13 protein-coding genes and 1 tRNA gene are annotated in these 15,306 nt (G+C 45.8%); 9 read left to right on the top strand and 5 right to left on the bottom strand.

What is annotated here, in order from left to right; all coding sequences use genetic code 11:
* Positions 1-79: 79 nt before the first annotated feature.
* The 4 genes from WDV75_RS17690 to WDV75_RS17675 all read left to right on the top strand — a co-directional run bounded on the left by WDV75_RS17690 (position 80) and on the right by WDV75_RS17675 (position 2,616).
* Positions 80-298, top strand: a complete 219-nt coding sequence (locus WDV75_RS17690) for a hypothetical protein (protein ID WP_273572400.1) — start codon at positions 80-82, stop codon at positions 296-298.
* Positions 295-936, top strand: a complete 642-nt coding sequence (locus tag WDV75_RS17685; RefSeq protein WP_338860026.1) for an MT-A70 family methyltransferase — start codon at positions 295-297, stop codon at positions 934-936. The genes WDV75_RS17690 and WDV75_RS17685 overlap by 4 nt, the downstream gene beginning before the upstream one ends.
* Positions 937-1,228: 292 nt before the next feature.
* A complete protein-coding gene (locus tag WDV75_RS17680; protein ID WP_273558679.1) occupies positions 1,229-1,576 on the top strand; it encodes a helix-turn-helix domain-containing protein in 348 nt (115 codons plus the stop codon).
* A complete protein-coding gene (locus WDV75_RS17675) occupies positions 1,459-2,616 on the top strand; it encodes a site-specific integrase (RefSeq protein WP_273558693.1) in 1,158 nt (385 codons plus the stop codon). Before WDV75_RS17680 ends, WDV75_RS17675 begins: the two co-directional genes overlap by 118 nt.
* Before the next feature lie 14 nt (positions 2,617-2,630).
* On the opposite strand, the gene WDV75_RS17670 is transcribed toward WDV75_RS17675, so the two are convergent.
* Positions 2,631-2,706: transfer RNA gene (locus WDV75_RS17670), tRNA-Ile, on the bottom strand.
* A 262-nt stretch (positions 2,707-2,968) separates the two neighbouring features.
* Between WDV75_RS17670 and WDV75_RS17665 the strand changes: the two genes are divergently transcribed.
* Complete coding sequence (locus WDV75_RS17665; protein WP_273558678.1) at positions 2,969-3,748, top strand: GNAT family N-acetyltransferase; 780 nt, start codon at positions 2,969-2,971, stop codon at positions 3,746-3,748.
* A gap of 70 nt (positions 3,749-3,818) precedes the next feature.
* Here WDV75_RS17665 and rpoD read toward each other — a convergent pair whose 3' ends face one another.
* From rpoD to rpsU, 3 genes are all read right to left on the bottom strand, one after another.
* Positions 3,819-5,669 (bottom strand): RNA polymerase sigma factor RpoD, encoded by a 1,851-nt coding sequence (rpoD, locus tag WDV75_RS17660; RefSeq protein ID WP_273558676.1) that lies wholly within the window; start codon positions 5,667-5,669, stop codon positions 3,819-3,821.
* Between the two features lie 349 nt (positions 5,670-6,018).
* The gene (dnaG, locus tag WDV75_RS17655; RefSeq protein ID WP_273558674.1) at positions 6,019-7,767 is read right to left on the bottom strand and encodes a DNA primase; all 1,749 of its coding nucleotides are present in this window, start codon (positions 7,765-7,767) and stop codon (positions 6,019-6,021) included.
* Positions 7,768-7,881: 114 nt separating this feature from the next.
* Positions 7,882-8,097, bottom strand: a complete 216-nt coding sequence (gene rpsU / locus WDV75_RS17650) for a 30S ribosomal protein S21 (RefSeq protein WP_001144069.1) — start codon at positions 8,095-8,097, stop codon at positions 7,882-7,884.
* Positions 8,098-8,503: 406 nt separating this feature from the next.
* Here rpsU and tsaD point away from each other — a divergent pair, with 406 nt between their 5' ends.
* Positions 8,504-9,541 (top strand): tRNA (adenosine(37)-N6)-threonylcarbamoyltransferase complex transferase subunit TsaD, encoded by a 1,038-nt coding sequence (tsaD, locus tag WDV75_RS17645; RefSeq protein WP_273558672.1) that lies wholly within the window; start codon positions 8,504-8,506, stop codon positions 9,539-9,541.
* Between the two features lie 57 nt (positions 9,542-9,598).
* On the opposite strand, the gene WDV75_RS17640 is transcribed toward tsaD, so the two are convergent.
* Positions 9,599-10,498, bottom strand: a complete 900-nt coding sequence (locus tag WDV75_RS17640; protein ID WP_273558670.1) for an AraC family transcriptional regulator — start codon at positions 10,496-10,498, stop codon at positions 9,599-9,601.
* Positions 10,499-11,105: 607 nt separating this feature from the next.
* Between WDV75_RS17640 and WDV75_RS17635 the strand changes: the two genes are divergently transcribed.
* Genes WDV75_RS17635 through WDV75_RS17625 form a run of 3 tightly spaced genes read left to right on the top strand, consistent with a single transcriptional unit; the run spans position 11,106 to position 15,302 of the window.
* The gene (locus WDV75_RS17635; protein WP_273558668.1) at positions 11,106-13,265 is read left to right on the top strand and encodes an indolepyruvate ferredoxin oxidoreductase subunit alpha; all 2,160 of its coding nucleotides are present in this window, start codon (positions 11,106-11,108) and stop codon (positions 13,263-13,265) included.
* Between the two features lie 15 nt (positions 13,266-13,280).
* On the top strand, positions 13,281-14,858 hold the full coding sequence (locus WDV75_RS17630) for an indolepyruvate oxidoreductase subunit beta family protein (protein WP_273558666.1): 1,578 nt from the start codon (positions 13,281-13,283) through the stop codon (positions 14,856-14,858).
* Positions 14,859-14,882: 24 nt separating this feature from the next.
* A complete protein-coding gene (locus tag WDV75_RS17625; RefSeq protein WP_273558664.1) occupies positions 14,883-15,302 on the top strand; it encodes an acyl-CoA thioesterase in 420 nt (139 codons plus the stop codon).
* Positions 15,303-15,306 lie beyond the last annotated feature (4 nt).

Genomic DNA, 15,306 nt, shown 5'->3' with positions numbered 1-15,306 from the left:
ATTGATGATATAGGTGATAACAAAAGCATATTTGCAGTAAATCTATACCGCCACCCAAACAAATAACGAGAATATAGCCATGAAACAAGTTCAAGCAATGACGACTTTGGTCTTAATTGATGGAGTAACTTATCAATTAGTGTTACCAAAAAATATTATCGCGATTCAAGCCCAACAAGCATTAATGATGGTTAAAGAGTTTGGCGGTCTCATTATTCCATGTGATTTTGCAAATATTAACCCTATGGAGGCAGATGGATTGCCATTTAATATAAGTAACAGTAGGGATGGAGAATGAAATACAGCCTCATCGTAGCTGATCCCCCGTGGCAATATAATAACGCAGCCAGCAACGGAGCCGCCAATAACCACTACTCTACTACCGATTTTTATTCCCTCACCCGATTACCCATAGAACAAATAGCCGCTGAAAATTCCGTACTCTGCATGTGGTACACGGGGAACTTTGCATTGGAAGCTATTAAGCTGGCTGAGGCATGGGGATTTACAGTTAAGACCATGAAGCTGTTCACGTGGATAAAGCTGAATAAGTTAGCGATGGAACGTATCAATAAGGCTATTCGGGAAGAAAGGCTGTTCGATGCTCATGACTTTATGGAACTGCTCAACACCGAAACACGGATGAACGGCGGCAACTACACCCGCAGCAACACCGAGGATGTATTGATCGCCGTTCGTGGTAATGGACTGCCACGACAAAGCGCCAGCGTGAAACAGGTTATTTATTCGTGTCTGGGTGAACACTCGCAAAAGCCGCGAGAAGCTCACTACCGATTAGAGCAATTATACGGTGATGTACCACGCATTGAATTATTTGCCCGTGAGACAGTCGAGGGCTGGGATTTATGGGGTAATGAGTCACCCCAAAATAATATCGAATTTATTAGTGAGGTTAAATTCACCACCAATGACTAACAAATTCGAGAACGGAAAGAGTGTCGGTTGACTATTTAGCGTCAACCGTTTTGCAAATTAAATCGAATTTGTCAACCGAGCATCATGAATAACCAATCATTCGAGAACGGACGACGACAGGTGGCGAGGGAATGCCTGAATGAGTTAAACAACCTACCCAAATACGACGATGTCGCAGTCGCCGCAATTCTCGATAAATACACCCCCAAATTTAAACCACTCAACCACATGAAGTTCAGCGCTAAATCAGTGCTGGCGTATTATGTGCGGATGATTCAGAAGGAGATGAAGGATGGATAGATATCCCCTGACATTTGCGGAAGCATGTAATTTTGTTGGGGTCTCACCACCAACATTACGGAATTGGATTAGAACAGGCCGATTAGTGGCAGCCAGAAAAGACCCAACTAAAAAACAATCCCCCTATCTTATCACTCGTCAAAATTGCATTGCCGCATTAAACAATCCGATCCACACTGTAACCGTGAGCGCGGTTGACGCTAAGGAAGGTAACAAATGTCAATATTCCGCAGAAACAAGACTTGGTACGCCGACATCACGATCCCGGGCGGCAAGAGAATTAAACAGTCTCTTGGCACAGAGGACAAACGGCAAGCTCAGGAACTGCACGACAAATTAAGAGCTGATTTGTGGCGAGTTGATAAACTGGGTGATTATCCTGATATCACATTTGAGGAAGCGTGTGTCAGGTGGTTGGAAGAAAAGTCAGAAAAGAAATCGATAGACAAAGATAAGGGCATGATTGGTTTTTGGTTAATCCATTTCTCCGGCGTGATCATAAAAAACATCACAGCAGAGAAGATATATGTTTCAGTAGCAAAAATGGAGAACCGGAAGCATTTGGAAAATTGGCAAGCCAAATGCGAGGCCAACAAAAAGAAGGGCAAGGATATTCCTGTCTATACACCCAAGCCAGCAGCTAAAGCAACAAAAGCTCTGCATTTGGCATTCATCAAGTCACTGCTCAGAGCGGCAGAACGTGAATGGAAGTGGATAGATAGAGCGCCAATTATTAAGACCAATCAACCTAAAAACGGACGAATACGATGGATAGAACATCATGAAGCAAAAAGGCTGATTGATGAGTGCCCGGAACCGTTAAAATCCGTTGTTAAATTTGCCCTATCTACAGGATTACGGCGTTCAAATATTATTAATCTGGAATGGCAACAGATCGACATGCAGAGAAAAGTTGCATGGATTTACCCAGAAGACAGTAAGTCAGGCAGGGCTATAGGGGTAGCCCTGAATGATACAGCATGTCAGGTTTTGCGTAACCAGATAGGTAATCACCAAAAATGGGTGTTCGTGCATAAAAAATCCGCTAATCGAAATGACGGGACCAGAACGCCAGTCATCCGAAAAATGCGAGTTGATGATAACAAGGCATGGAATTCTGCATTGAAGCGATCAGGAATAGAGAATTTCAGATTCCACGACTTGAGACATACATGGGCTAGCTGGTTGGTGCAATCAGGCGTTCCATTATCAATTCTACAGGAAATGGGGGGCTGGGAGTCAATCGAAATGGTTCGTAGATATGCACACTTAGCGCCAAATCATTTGACTGAACACGCGCGTCATATAGATGCGATTTTTGACACTCAAGTCCCATCTACGTCCCAAGGGACAGTTATGGCTAGGGTAAATGGTGTGTAAGTTACTGAATAGATTGGTGGCCCCTGCTGGACTTGAACCAGCGACCAAGCGATTATGAGTCGCCTGCTCTAACCACTGAGCTAAGGGGCCGTCGAATTGGGGGAGATTATACGGTACAGTTTAGTGCTAGGTCTAGTCCCCAAAATTCATATGCGTGTTTTATATACAATGATCAGTATATTTTCATATTATTTAAGAATTCGATAAGTCATTTCAGGTTGTTTCTGGTGACGTCTGTCTATTTTTTGATAAGTTTTGTGATTGTTTTGTGTACTTTATTGTAATCTGGTGGGGTATTACTCGCTATGTTCCCTATTTTCATTGCTTCCCATAATATATTTTGTGAGTTGATATGAATAATCATAATACTTCAGTATACATTTTAAACCATTTACGACTTGAAGATTATTTTTACTCATCCATCAGTCAGATCCATCAACATGTCAGTGAACATGTGTGGGCATATGTGACGGGGATAAATAGTTCGCTCTTTAATTTCTTGTTGGTTACCCAAAACGATCCGAATGTCGTTGAGGCGTTAAAAACGGGTATCCAATTAATGGAAGAACGGTGTGAACAGCCTTTTAGTATTGTGACCGCTGGAGGGTATGAACATATTCAGAAGGCCTGCAATCAGGCTGGGTTTGTTTATGATCCGCAAAGTTTATTAATATCGATGCGGCTCGATCTTGAAAATTGGCAGATAGAAGATAGGTTATACAGTGAATATGATGTCAGGTGTGTCAATCACTGTTTAGCCGATTGGACGACGCCAATAGATAATGCGTTTAATGTAGGGCAAAATATTACTTCACAATATCAGATGAGCCATGAAGCAGCACTTTTAGCTGGAAAACAACTCCAGCACTACGCATTATATGTAGATGAAAAACCAGTGAGTGCAATAACGTTATCGCGAGTGCAGGATTATGCTCGCCTTGATGATCTTGGGACTTTAGTCGATATGCAAGGCAAAGGATATGCGACCACTTTAATGCATTATGTTCTAAAAGAGTCTAAGCGGCAGGGTGTAAAAGAATGGTATCTGGATGGTGTTCCTGCAAAATGTCCATTGTATGCACGTATGGGATTTAAGCCACTATTTGAACATCATGCATTCTTCCGTGAATAAAATTGCAACCGTTAATAAAAAAGCGTCTGCCGAAACAGACGCTTTTTAGATTTATCACTAAATCCGTTGGTTAGTCATCAAGGAAGCTGCGCAGTACCTCGGAACGGCTCGGATGGCGCAGTTTACGCAGTGCTTTTGCTTCGATCTGACGAATACGTTCGCGGGTTACATCAAATTGTTTACCCACTTCTTCCAGAGTATGGTCAGTGTTCATATCGATACCAAAGCGCATACGCAGAACTTTCGCTTCACGTGCAGTCAGACCTGCCAACACATCGTGAGTTGCTGCGCGCAGGCTTTCTGAAGTTGCTGAATCCAGCGGCAGTTCGAGAGTGGTATCCTCGATAAAATCGCCCAAATGTGAATCTTCATCATCACCCACAGGGGTTTCCATGGAGATGGGTTCTTTGGCAATTTTCAGTACCTTGCGGATCTTGTCTTCAGGCATCATCATACGTTCTGCCAGCTCTTCCGGTGAAGGCTCACGCCCCATTTCCTGCAACATCTGGCGGGAAATACGATTGAGTTTGTTGATGGTCTCAATCATATGTACTGGGATACGGATGGTGCGTGCCTGGTCTGCGATAGAACGTGTGATCGCCTGACGGATCCACCATGTTGCGTAAGTTGAGAATTTGTAACCACGACGGTATTCAAATTTATCAACCGCTTTCATCAAACCGATATTACCTTCCTGAATCAAATCGAGGAATTGTAGGCCACGGTTGGTATATTTCTTCGCAATCGAAATAACCAGACGCAGGTTAGCCTCAACCATCTCTTTTTTCGCACGGCGGGCTTTCGCTTCACCGATTGACATGCGACGGTTGATGTCTTTGACCTGTTCAATGGTCAGGCCGGTTTCTTCTTCGATCTGGCGTAACTTTTGCAGGCTACGCATAATTTCTTCTTCAACTTCCAGCAACTTGTCAGACCATGGCTTATTCATTGCTTTTGCAGCAGTGAACCATGTATCAGTAGTTTCATTGCCAGAGAACAGCGTGATGAAGATTTTCTTTGGCATTTTGCACTGTTCAACACACATCTTCATGATCTGACGTTCCTGAAGACGTACGCGATCCATCATGGAACGCATATTGTTGACCAGATGATCAAATTGCTTTGGCACCAGACGGAACTGTTTAAATACTTCAGATAAAGTTAATATTTCTGCTGCGGAATTAGGATGACTACGACCGTGTGTCTTAATCGCCTGACGAGTCAGATTATGTTGTTCACGCAGTTCCGAAAATTTCTGGCGAGCGAGTTCAGGATCGATGCTGTTATCCTCTTCGCTGTCAGCATCATCATCACGATCTTCATCCTCATCGTCATCATCGTCGTCAAGTTCTTCCTGCGGAAGTTCTGAGCCAACGTGAGTGGCGGTTGGGGCAAGATCTTCTTCTGCGTTAGGATCAACGAAACCTGTGATCAAATCGGACAGACGACTCTCGCCGGATTCAACACGGTCGTATTGTTCTAACAGGTAAGTAATCGCTTCAGGGTATTCAGCAACGGAGCACTGCACTTGGTTGATGCCATCTTCAATGCGCTTTGCAATGTCAATCTCACCTTCGCGAGTCAAGAGTTCAACCGTACCCATTTCGCGCATGTACATGCGAACCGGATCAGTGGTACGACCGATTTCTGACTCAACACTAGATAGCACTTGCGCAGCTGCTTCCACTGCGTCTTCATCTGTGTCGTTTGTGTTTTCTGCCAACATGAGATCATCGGCATCAGGTGCTTCTTCCATTACCTGGATGCCCATGTCATTGATCATTTGGATGATATCTTCTATCTGATCAGAATCGACGATATCTTCCGGCAGATGGTCATTGACCTCAGCATAGGTCAAATAGCCTTGCTCCTTACCTCGGGTGACAAGTAGCTTTAGCTGTGACTGCGGGTTTTGCTCCATAAGACGGTATCCACACTTCAGAGTATTGGTTGGTGTCGGTCGGCGAAACAAATATGCCAACAATAATATTTAGGGGCGTTTTCATTGTATTGCCGCTGCCCTCAATTGCGGCAATTGTAGGGGTACCTGCCCTACCTAATGCGGCATTTAAGCCGTGAATTCTGTGTCTGTGATTTTAGGTTTTGGTTGAGAACCTGTTTCACCAAGTTATATTTTATCGAGTGATATTTTTATCAAACGATAGTTTCAGCAAACCATATCAAGGAATAAACCTATATAAGTAAGCCAAATAGTATAACCTTCAAGTTAATATCGTCTTGAAGGAATATAGCCTTGCTGAGACAGATTCTTATTTCCTCGCACCAGATATCGTAATTAACCGGACTTCTTCACGCTCTTCTGGTGTTAGGCCTTCAGTTCTCTCTTTAGCCATTAGAAAATTAAAACGTTCATCAAGTGCTGACGCAAAAAGATGGTTCAGTGCATCGCTGAAAGTCTTTTCAGCAATCTCTTCTATTTGTATATCGTTCCATGCAGCGAGTTTTTCAAGCTGTTTAGCATACTTATTATCGCGATATTGCTCTAACAGTTGCCCAGTGGTTAAACCTGGTTGCGCAAGGCACGTATCGACAAGCTCTATGAATAATGGCAGTCCTGCTATCTGAGTAGAAAACATTCCCTGTAATGGGGGAACCAATGTCGCTAAATGCGGATTCTGTACCAGTAATGCGATCAGTATGCGCATTGTTGTTGGTTTCAGTTTTAGCGCCTGATAAGTATTGGTATCTTTTTTGACAAGTTTTGCCAAAAATCGTTCCAATTGTGTTGTATCAGGCGTCCCTAACAGGTTTCCAAGCTCTTGAAGCAGGTAAAGCCGCAGTGTTTCCCCTGGGATAAGACTTATCAGTGGCATGGCTAGCGAACTGAGTTTAGTCGTTCCTTCTGGGTTACTTAAATCAACCTGTGGCAAGAGTGATTCAAACAAAAATGCAGATAACGTCAATGCCTTTTCCATGCTCTGCTCGAATGCTTCCCGTCCTTCTTTACGAATCAATGAATCAGGATCTTCACCATCAGGCAAGAACATAAAACGTAATTGCCGACCATCATTCAGATAAGGCAGCGCTGTTTCTAATGTACGCCATGCGGCATCACGACCTGCACGGTCACCATCGTAACAACAGATGACATTATCGGTTGTCCTGAAAAGTAACTGCACGTGTTCAGCGGTTGTGGACGTTCCCAGCGAAGCCACGGCATAGTCAATGCCAAATTGGGCTAGCGCAACAACATCCATATAACCTTCAACCACCAATAGCTTTGTCAGGGTATTGTGGCTTTGCTGTGCCTCATAAAGACCATATAACTGGCGGCCTTTATGGAAAATTTCTGTTTCCGGCGAGTTCAGGTACTTGGGAAGTTCATCTCCCAGCACTCGGCCGCCGAATGCAATTACGCGACCACGACGATCGCGAATGGGGAACATCACCCGCTCACGGAAACGATCATAAGTGCGGCCACTATCGTTCGTGACCAGCATTCCTGCATCGTCTAACTGTTTGCGCTCTTCCGCATTATGGGCAAACCGTTTTAAGGCGTTATTCCATCCCGCAGGCGCAAAACCAATGGCGAAACGCTGAATGATCTCTTCACTGAGTCCACGCTGAGCCAAATATTGCCGGGCTGATTGGGCGTTGGGAGTATTCAGTGAATGCTGATAGAAGCTATTGAGCTTCTCCATCAGTTGATAAAGATTTTGCCTTTGGTGACGTTCGATTTGACTACTGCCGGAACCTGCTTCGTAGGGGACTTCCAGCCCATGCATTGCGGCCAGCTCTTCGATGGATTCGATAAAGTCCAGCCTGTCATAATTCATTAAAAAATCAATGACATTGCCATGTGCTCCGCAACCGAAGCAATGGTAAAACTGCTTATCACCATTTACAGTGAATGAAGGGGTTTTTTCGTTATGAAAAGGACAGCACGCTTGATGGTTTTTACCTTTCTTTTTCAAAGGCACCCTAACATCGATCAAATCAATGATATCGGTTCTTGCTAACAAGTCATTGATAAATGCGCGTGGAATTCGTCCAGCCATAAGCCCTTTTTCGCCTGTTGATGAACGAGAATAAGCCGCGCTTCCTTTGGGAAAGCACGGCCTTTAACTGCAGTAGTTTGTTAATACAACCACTAAGCGGACTGACCGCGAAGATTAGTACAAACGAGTGCGGCGTGCGTTTTCGCGAGCTAGCTTCTTAGCATGACGCTTAACAGCAGAAGCTTTAGCGCGTTTGCGCTCAGTCGTTGGTTTTTCATAGAACTCACGACGACGAACTTCTGCTAATACGCCTGCTTTCTCGCAAGAACGCTTGAAGCGACGCAGTGCTACGTCAAATGGCTCGTTTTCACGTACTTTAATTACTGGCATGTGCCTCTCACCTCAATAGAAATCGGGTTTGTCGCTGGCGTGATAGTGCCAGCCGTCTTTAAAATGGTGCGGAATTTTACTTCAATGAACACGGCCTTGTAAAGTGCCGAGGAAAATTGAAACCGATAACGCCGCGGGTTATGGGATGCTTTTTTGTCTATAAAAAAGGCAGCCTGATACCGACGTTATTAACATTAACCACACAGGATATTCAAGTAGGGCATTGATTATAGACTAAACAGAAAAAATAGCCAGCATGTAATGGATTCAGTGGTGAGAATATTGATATGGAAGGTGTGTCGGCAGAGAATTCAACAATAGATAGTGTTACACTGTTGCGCGTTGAAAGGAATGCGAATGTATATGACCAGATAACGAGACACGAGACGACGAGACAAATAGTGCAATGCGAGTTTTAGGTATAGAAACGTCCTGCGATGAAACCGGAATCGCAATTTATGACGAAGAAACCGGTCTGCTAGCCAATCAATTATACAGCCAGGTCAAGCTACATGCTGATTATGGTGGTGTTGTGCCTGAACTGGCGTCCCGTGATCACATTCGTAAAACGGTTCCTTTGATTCAGGCGGCTTTGAAGGAAGCAGGGTTGACGAGTAAAGACATTGATGCAGTGGCTTACACTGCGGGGCCGGGATTGGTTGGTGCGTTGCTGGTTGGAGCAACCATTGGACGTTCACTGGCATTTGCCTGGGATGTACCTGCTATTCCTGTGCATCATATGGAAGGCCATTTGCTAGCTCCGATGCTGGAAGAAAACAGCCCTGAGTTTCCTTTTGTTGCTTTGCTGGTTTCAGGTGGTCATACCCAGCTTATTAGTGTAACGGGTATCGGTGAATACAAACTGTTGGGTGAATCCATCGATGATGCTGCTGGCGAGGCTTTTGATAAAACAGCAAAACTGCTTGGTTTAGATTACCCAGGCGGGCCAGTGCTTTCCCGTATGGCGCAACAGGGGAAGGCAGGGCGTTTTATTTTCCCCCGCCCGATGACCGATCGTCCGGGGTTGGATTTCAGTTTCTCTGGCCTGAAAACGTTCGCAGCGAATACGATCCGCGATAACATTCATGGTCATAATATGGCTGAGGATGAGCAAACTAAAGCAGATATCGCCCGCGCCTTTGAAGATGCCGTCGTGGATACACTGGCAATTAAGTGTAAACGAGCATTGGAACAGACGGGATTCAAACGGCTGGTGATGGCAGGTGGAGTGAGTGCAAACCGAACCTTGCGTACCAAGATGCAGGCCGTGATGGAAAAGTTGGGGGGCGAAGTTTTCTATGCCCGACCTGAATTCTGTACTGATAATGGAGCAATGATCGCGCTGGCTGGTATGATCCGTTTGCAAGGAGGCACTGCTGGTGAATTAGGTGTAACGGTGAAAGCACGTTGGCCGTTGGCAGATTTGCCTGCTTTGCAAAAGTAATAAAAGACGTTGTTTGATATGGGCTGAGTGCTATTGGGGACTCAGCCTTTTGGGTTGTCAGCCGCGTTTCAGGCTTTTACTTGGTGTTTCACCATAACGGGCTTTATATTCCGCGCTAAAGCGCCCCATATGGGCGAATCCCCAACGCAGGGCGACGCCTGTGACGCTGGTGGCTTCTCCAGCCAGGAGTTCTGTGCGCACATGTTCCATACGCAGGTTACGTAAATACTGCATCGGGCTAATATTCAGAAATTCCTTAAAGCCGGAATAGAGACTGCGTAGGCTGACTCCTGCTACCTGGGCGAGTTGCTCTACGGTTATGGGTTCGTGGGCATGAGCCTGCAAATATTCCTGAACTCGTCGTACATGCCGTGGGCGAATGGAGCACCGACGGTTAGTAGGCGTGTCACTGTAATTATGTTGATGGGTGGACAGCAGGGTAACGGAAATCAATTGCTCTATTTGGTTGGTAATCAGTTTGTGTTGCAAGATATCAGGTACCTGGGTGGTACATTCCAGAATATAAGGCATCAAACAGCGCCATGCCTGACAGCGTTGCCATTCAAACCCCAGTTCAAATACCAGTGGTTGATCCAGAGGGTGCCCTAATTGGCCGACAAGCGTTCTCTCCAACAAGGAGCGGGAGATCCTGACCATAAACTGGTCATTATCGGCGTTCCAGCGCATGGAAGTATGCTGATTTGGGCTGAGAATGGAAGCCAGATTGGGGGTGGAATCAAGACACTGGCTGCCGCTTTCAATATCCGCACAGCCGGCCAGCGGCATCTGGATGAGAAAGAACGCATCCAATTCTCCTGGCGTGATTTCAACGCTGGCACCGTAACGCAACCGGCTCATAGAAATATCCCCCAGTGGAATATAGTGCATTTTGGCGTCCAGCTTTTGATTGTTACCTAGTATAGTTAGCTGATGAGGCTGCATAATCCGTCCGACCATAGATTTAACTTCATCAAAATCGTTGGATGAAAAAAGTAAATGTTCTGGCGAATTGAGATGCTCCCCAATTTTTGTCACCGCATATTTAGGATCTGAACAGTTTGTAGTGGAATATCTTGATTCTGCTCTTCGAGAACCAGTGTGCTTTGATTCAGTATTTTTAGATCCAAAATAATCGTAAGACCACGAATTGCTCATAATTTCAGATACCTCTAGCCAGTCATATCGTTGTTATGATGTATGAGATATCCCGCTAATAACGTGTTTATACCAATTTAACTTCAAGATGCGTGAGATTTCATATCGTGTTGTAAATTACAACTTGAAGTTTAATGCGTATATTCCCTGTTTTGTTTATTCGGGATAGAAAAAATAACAGAATTAACCTTATTCAATTATCTGATAACAGTATCCACATATTATTTAAATGAAATATATATGATGATAAATATATTGATGATGGGTACTTTATATCCGCCTGCTGCTCACTTTATCCAAACACTGCATAAATCATAATTACATGACAAATCATGCATTGACCGTTAACGCATAGCCGAATTACATAAAAGATAACGAAAAGGTGTAAAGCGGACACGGTGAGGTAAGCATGGCTGAACGATCATTTGTCGAAGAAGTGAAAAAATTACGTCTGGGACAGGGCGAAGTTTTCAGTGGTGAAGGCATACTTGCCGTGACAAAAGCACTGTTGGAATCGGGGGTGGCATATGTGGCCGGCTATCAGGGGGCGCCAATTTCCCATCTGATGGATGTGTTGTTGGATGCACAGGATATTTTATCTGAATATGGCATTCGTTTTGAAAACAGTGCCAGTGAAGCCACCGCTGCTGCGACGCTTGCCGCTTCCGTGAATTACCCACTGCGCGGAGCCATCACGTTTAAATCGACGGCGGGCACGAATGTTGCCTCAGATGCATTGGCAAATCTGGCATCGGGCGGCGTGGTGGGTGGTGCGCTGATTATTGTCGGTGAAGACTATGGTGAGGGCTCTTCCATTATGCAGGAGCGCAGCCATGCTTTCGCGATGAAGTCTCAGATCTGGTTGCTCGATCCTCGCCCCAATCTGCCTTCGATTGTACAGGCGGTGAAGATGGGGTTTGCGCTATCAGAAGCCAGTCATACCCCCGTGATGTTACAGATGCGCATTCGTGCTTGCCATGTGCATGGTCGGTTTGTCTGTGAGAAAAATCGTTCGTCAACGTTTATGATTCAGGATGCACTGGAAAATCCGACGCGCGATCTTAACCGTATTGTTTTGCCTCCCGCCAGTTTTTTGCATGAGAAAGAGAAAGTGCAAGATCGCTGGCCTGCGGCGGTGCGTTTTATCCAACAGCACGCACTGAATGAGTTTTTCGCTGAACAGGCGGAGGATGTTGGCCTTGCCCTGCAAGGGGGATGCTATAACACCGTGATCCGCGCCCTGAATTTACTTGGGTTGGCAGATGTCTTTGGCAATAGCCAAATTCCGCTATATGTCATGAATGTCGCCTACCCGTTGATCGATGAAGAATTTGAACGTTTTTGTCATGGTAAGCGGGCGATTTTAGTGCTGGAAGAAGGGCAGCCCAATTTTGTCGAGCAGAATGTCGCTAATATCTTGCGCCAACGTGAGATAGCGACCCGGTTACATGGCAAGGACTTACTGCCGATGGCGGGGGAATACAACACGGCTACCGTGTTGTCAGGACTCCGTGCTTTCCTTGAACGTTACGGCAAAATTGCAGCGGAAAGTGGGGTGTCTGCCTGCCAGGTACGCATCCCAGCCGTCACTTTACCGACAAAAGATCCACTAAAAGAGGCGGTTCATACCCGTCCACCTGGATTTTGCACCGGTTGCCCAGAGCGCCCAATCTTTACGGCGATGAAATTGCTTGAACGGGAGTTGGGGCAACATCACATCAGTGCTGATATTGGTTGTCATTTGTTTGCCATTTTACCGCCATTTAATTTGGGTAATACCACGATGGGATACGGATTGGGGGCAGCGAGTGCGGCAGCACTGAATACACCGATTACGAATAAGCGGGCAATCTCAGTTATGGGGGATGGTGGATTTTGGCACAACGGCTTAACCACTGGTATAGCCAATAGTGTTTTTAACCGCAGCGACAATCTGACCATTATTGTGGACAACAGTTACACCTCTGCAACCGGAGGGCAAGATATTCCCTCTTCAACAGCGTTAAATCCCCATCGCAGTACCGGACATGATATCGAAAAAGCAGTTAAAGGTGTGGGGGTGAAATGGGTACGCACGATCAAACGTACCTACGATCTCAAAGCCATGATGAATACCTTACGCGAGGCGCTGACAACAGGTAAGCATGGGCCAAAAGTATTGGTCGCACAGAGTGAGTGCATGTTGAATAAACAACGGCGCGAGAAGGTAAAAATCAAAGGCGCTATTGCGGCAGGGAAGCGGATCGTCCGCGAACAGTTTGGGGTTGATCCTGATACCTGCACGGGCGATCACTCTTGTATCCGTTTGTCCGGTTGTCCTTCTCTATCGATTAAACCGAATCCTGATCCATTGCGCACCGATCCGGTGACAACAGTATTGAATAGCTGTGTGGGCTGTGGGTTGTGCGGGGAATTATCTCATGCGGCAGTGTTGTGCCCCTCTTTCTTTAAGGCACGGATCATTAGCAATCCCAATCGTTGGGAGCGGCTGCTCCATCGTATTCGCAAAGGACTCATCGGTTATTTGCAACGTCGCGATGTTAAACGTCGTAAGCAATATGATTTTTAAGAAGGAGTCATACTTATGCCACCATCCATCCATTCCCCGTTCACGAATTCGCCTAAAAAGCCGATTAAGATTGCTATTCTGGCGATGGGAGGTGAAGGCGGCGGTGTACTAGCCGATTGGATCGTAACCCTGGGGGAAGAGCATGGCTATTTCGCCCAAACGACTTCAGTTCCGGGTGTCGCCCAGCGGACTGGGGCAACCATTTATTATGTCGAATTATTTCCTGGTGCTGATGATCCTGAAGTACCGACACCTGTATTGGCATTAATGCCAACTGCCGGTGATGTGGATATTGTACTGGCTTCGGAATTAATGGAAGCCGGACGCGCTGTCCAACGCGGTTTGGTAACAGCGGATCGCACGACGCTAATCGCATCAAGCCATCGGATATTTTCGATGGAAGAGCGTTCGGCAATGGGCGATGGGCGTGTGGATAGCGAAGTATTGATCCAGCAATCCCGACAAGCCGCTTTGCGTTTTATCCATTTTGATATGGCGAAGATGGCAGAGAAGAGTGGCAGTGTGATCAGTGCAGTCTTGTTTGGTGCACTTTGTGGGACGGAGATCTTGCCGTTTAGTCGTAATCAATTTGAAGCAGCGATCATCAAGAAAAACGTGGGGATAGAACCCAGTTTGCAAGCCTTTGGTTTGGGATTGAGCCGGACACAACTGGAGGCAGAATCAAAAACGGCGCCAGAATCCCATATTCCACAAAAAGCCCTGCGTTCCCATAACTATTTTTCCCAGAACTATTTTTCCCAGAACAAGAAAGTCAATGCCCTGTTGTTACGTATCCGGCAAAAGCTGCCTGCCTGTGTCCATGACATCGCCATTGAAGGTGTCAGGCGCCTGATTGATTATCAAGATCTGGCTTACGCCGGTTTGTACCTTGACCGATTGCAAAATCTGATCGAGCAAGCCGTTAAACCGGATGAGCGATTATTGAACGAGCAATTATTATGTGAAACTGCCCGCCATTTGGCACTGTGGATGGCTTACGAAGACACCATGCGGGTGGCAGATCTCAAAACTCGTGCCAGTCGATTCGAACGTGTCAGGAAAGAAATGAGGGTGAAAGACGGTCAACTATTCGAGATCAATGACTTTCTGCATCCCAGAATGGAAGAAGTTTGTGACAGCTTGCCGGCCAATATTGGTCGCTGGTTGTCTCGTCCTCATTTTGTCAATCGTATGTTGGCGAAATTACTCAGCCGTGGGCGTGTGATTACCACCAGTTCCCTTCGGGGATATCTGTTGCTTGGTATGCTGGCAAGTTGGCGTCGAATGCGCCGCTATACGCTGCGTTTTCAACATGAAACGCTACGCATTGAAGAGTGGTTGTGGCGAATTGGCGTAACAGCAAAGCGCAATCCCGAACTGGCTACGGAAATTGCCCAATGTCAGCGCTTAATCAAGGGATATGGTGATACTTATTTTCGTGGATCACGTCATTTTCAAACCTTGATGGAGATTGTTGATCACCATCTGCATGACTTATCTCCTGCCAGCCTGCGGCAACTGCGTGAAGCGGCATTGGCAGATGAGCAGGGTGACCGATTACGCGAGTGCCAGCAGCGTCTCTCTTTATATTAAAGAACTTATCCTAAGGAGCCTGTAATGAGCCTGCTTAGATTTATACAGCCCCATAAGATCCGTTTTTCTGAATGTGATCCGGCGGGGATCGTCTTTTATCCCCAGTATTTTGTGATGTTCAACAACTTGCTAGAAGATTGGTTCGATGAATTAACGCCAATGGGATATGCCAACTACATCGCCAAACACCGTTTTGGGTTGCCGACAGTTCACCTGGAGGCGGAATTTAAGGCCATTAGCAGAATGGGGGATCAGGTTTGGCTGGAATTAAACGTTGAGAAAATTGGCAAAAAATCATTGACGTTGATCCAACGCTGCGTCAGCAAAGAAGGTGAGCTGAGGATGAATGTAACGCAGACTTATGTCACCACTTCACTGGATACCCATCAAGCTATCCCCATACCTGATGAAATTTATTATGCGTTAACTGAACAGATGCCTTAGCAGA

It is taken from the genome of Xenorhabdus griffiniae (assembly GCF_037265215.1).
GTDB lineage: Bacteria > Pseudomonadota > Gammaproteobacteria > Enterobacterales > Enterobacteriaceae > Xenorhabdus > Xenorhabdus griffiniae.
Note: the sequence above shows the minus strand (reverse complement) of the source record. Positions and strands in the feature narration are given on the sequence as shown.

Coding starts and splice junctions, on each gene's coding strand:
- WDV75_RS17690 (WP_273572400.1), top strand. CDS start 80: ATGAAACAAGTTCAAGCAATGACGACTTTGGTCTTAATTGATGGAGTA.
- WDV75_RS17685 (WP_338860026.1), top strand. CDS start 295: ATGAAATACAGCCTCATCGTAGCTGATCCCCCGTGGCAATATAATAAC.
- WDV75_RS17680 (WP_273558679.1), top strand. CDS start 1,229: ATGGATAGATATCCCCTGACATTTGCGGAAGCATGTAATTTTGTTGGG.
- WDV75_RS17665 (WP_273558678.1), top strand. CDS start 2,969: ATGAATAATCATAATACTTCAGTATACATTTTAAACCATTTACGACTT.
- rpoD (WP_273558676.1), bottom strand. CDS start 5,669: ATGGAGCAAAACCCGCAGTCACAGCTAAAGCTACTTGTCACCCGAGGT.
- dnaG (WP_273558674.1), bottom strand. CDS start 7,767: ATGGCTGGACGAATTCCACGCGCATTTATCAATGACTTGTTAGCAAGA.
- rpsU (WP_001144069.1), bottom strand. CDS start 8,097: ATGCCAGTAATTAAAGTACGTGAAAACGAGCCATTTGACGTAGCACTG.
- tsaD (WP_273558672.1), top strand. CDS start 8,504: ATGCGAGTTTTAGGTATAGAAACGTCCTGCGATGAAACCGGAATCGCA.
- WDV75_RS17640 (WP_273558670.1), bottom strand. CDS start 10,498: ATGGTCGGACGGATTATGCAGCCTCATCAGCTAACTATACTAGGTAAC.
- WDV75_RS17635 (WP_273558668.1), top strand. CDS start 11,106: ATGGCTGAACGATCATTTGTCGAAGAAGTGAAAAAATTACGTCTGGGA.
- WDV75_RS17630 (WP_273558666.1), top strand. CDS start 13,281: ATGCCACCATCCATCCATTCCCCGTTCACGAATTCGCCTAAAAAGCCG.
- WDV75_RS17625 (WP_273558664.1), top strand. CDS start 14,883: ATGAGCCTGCTTAGATTTATACAGCCCCATAAGATCCGTTTTTCTGAA.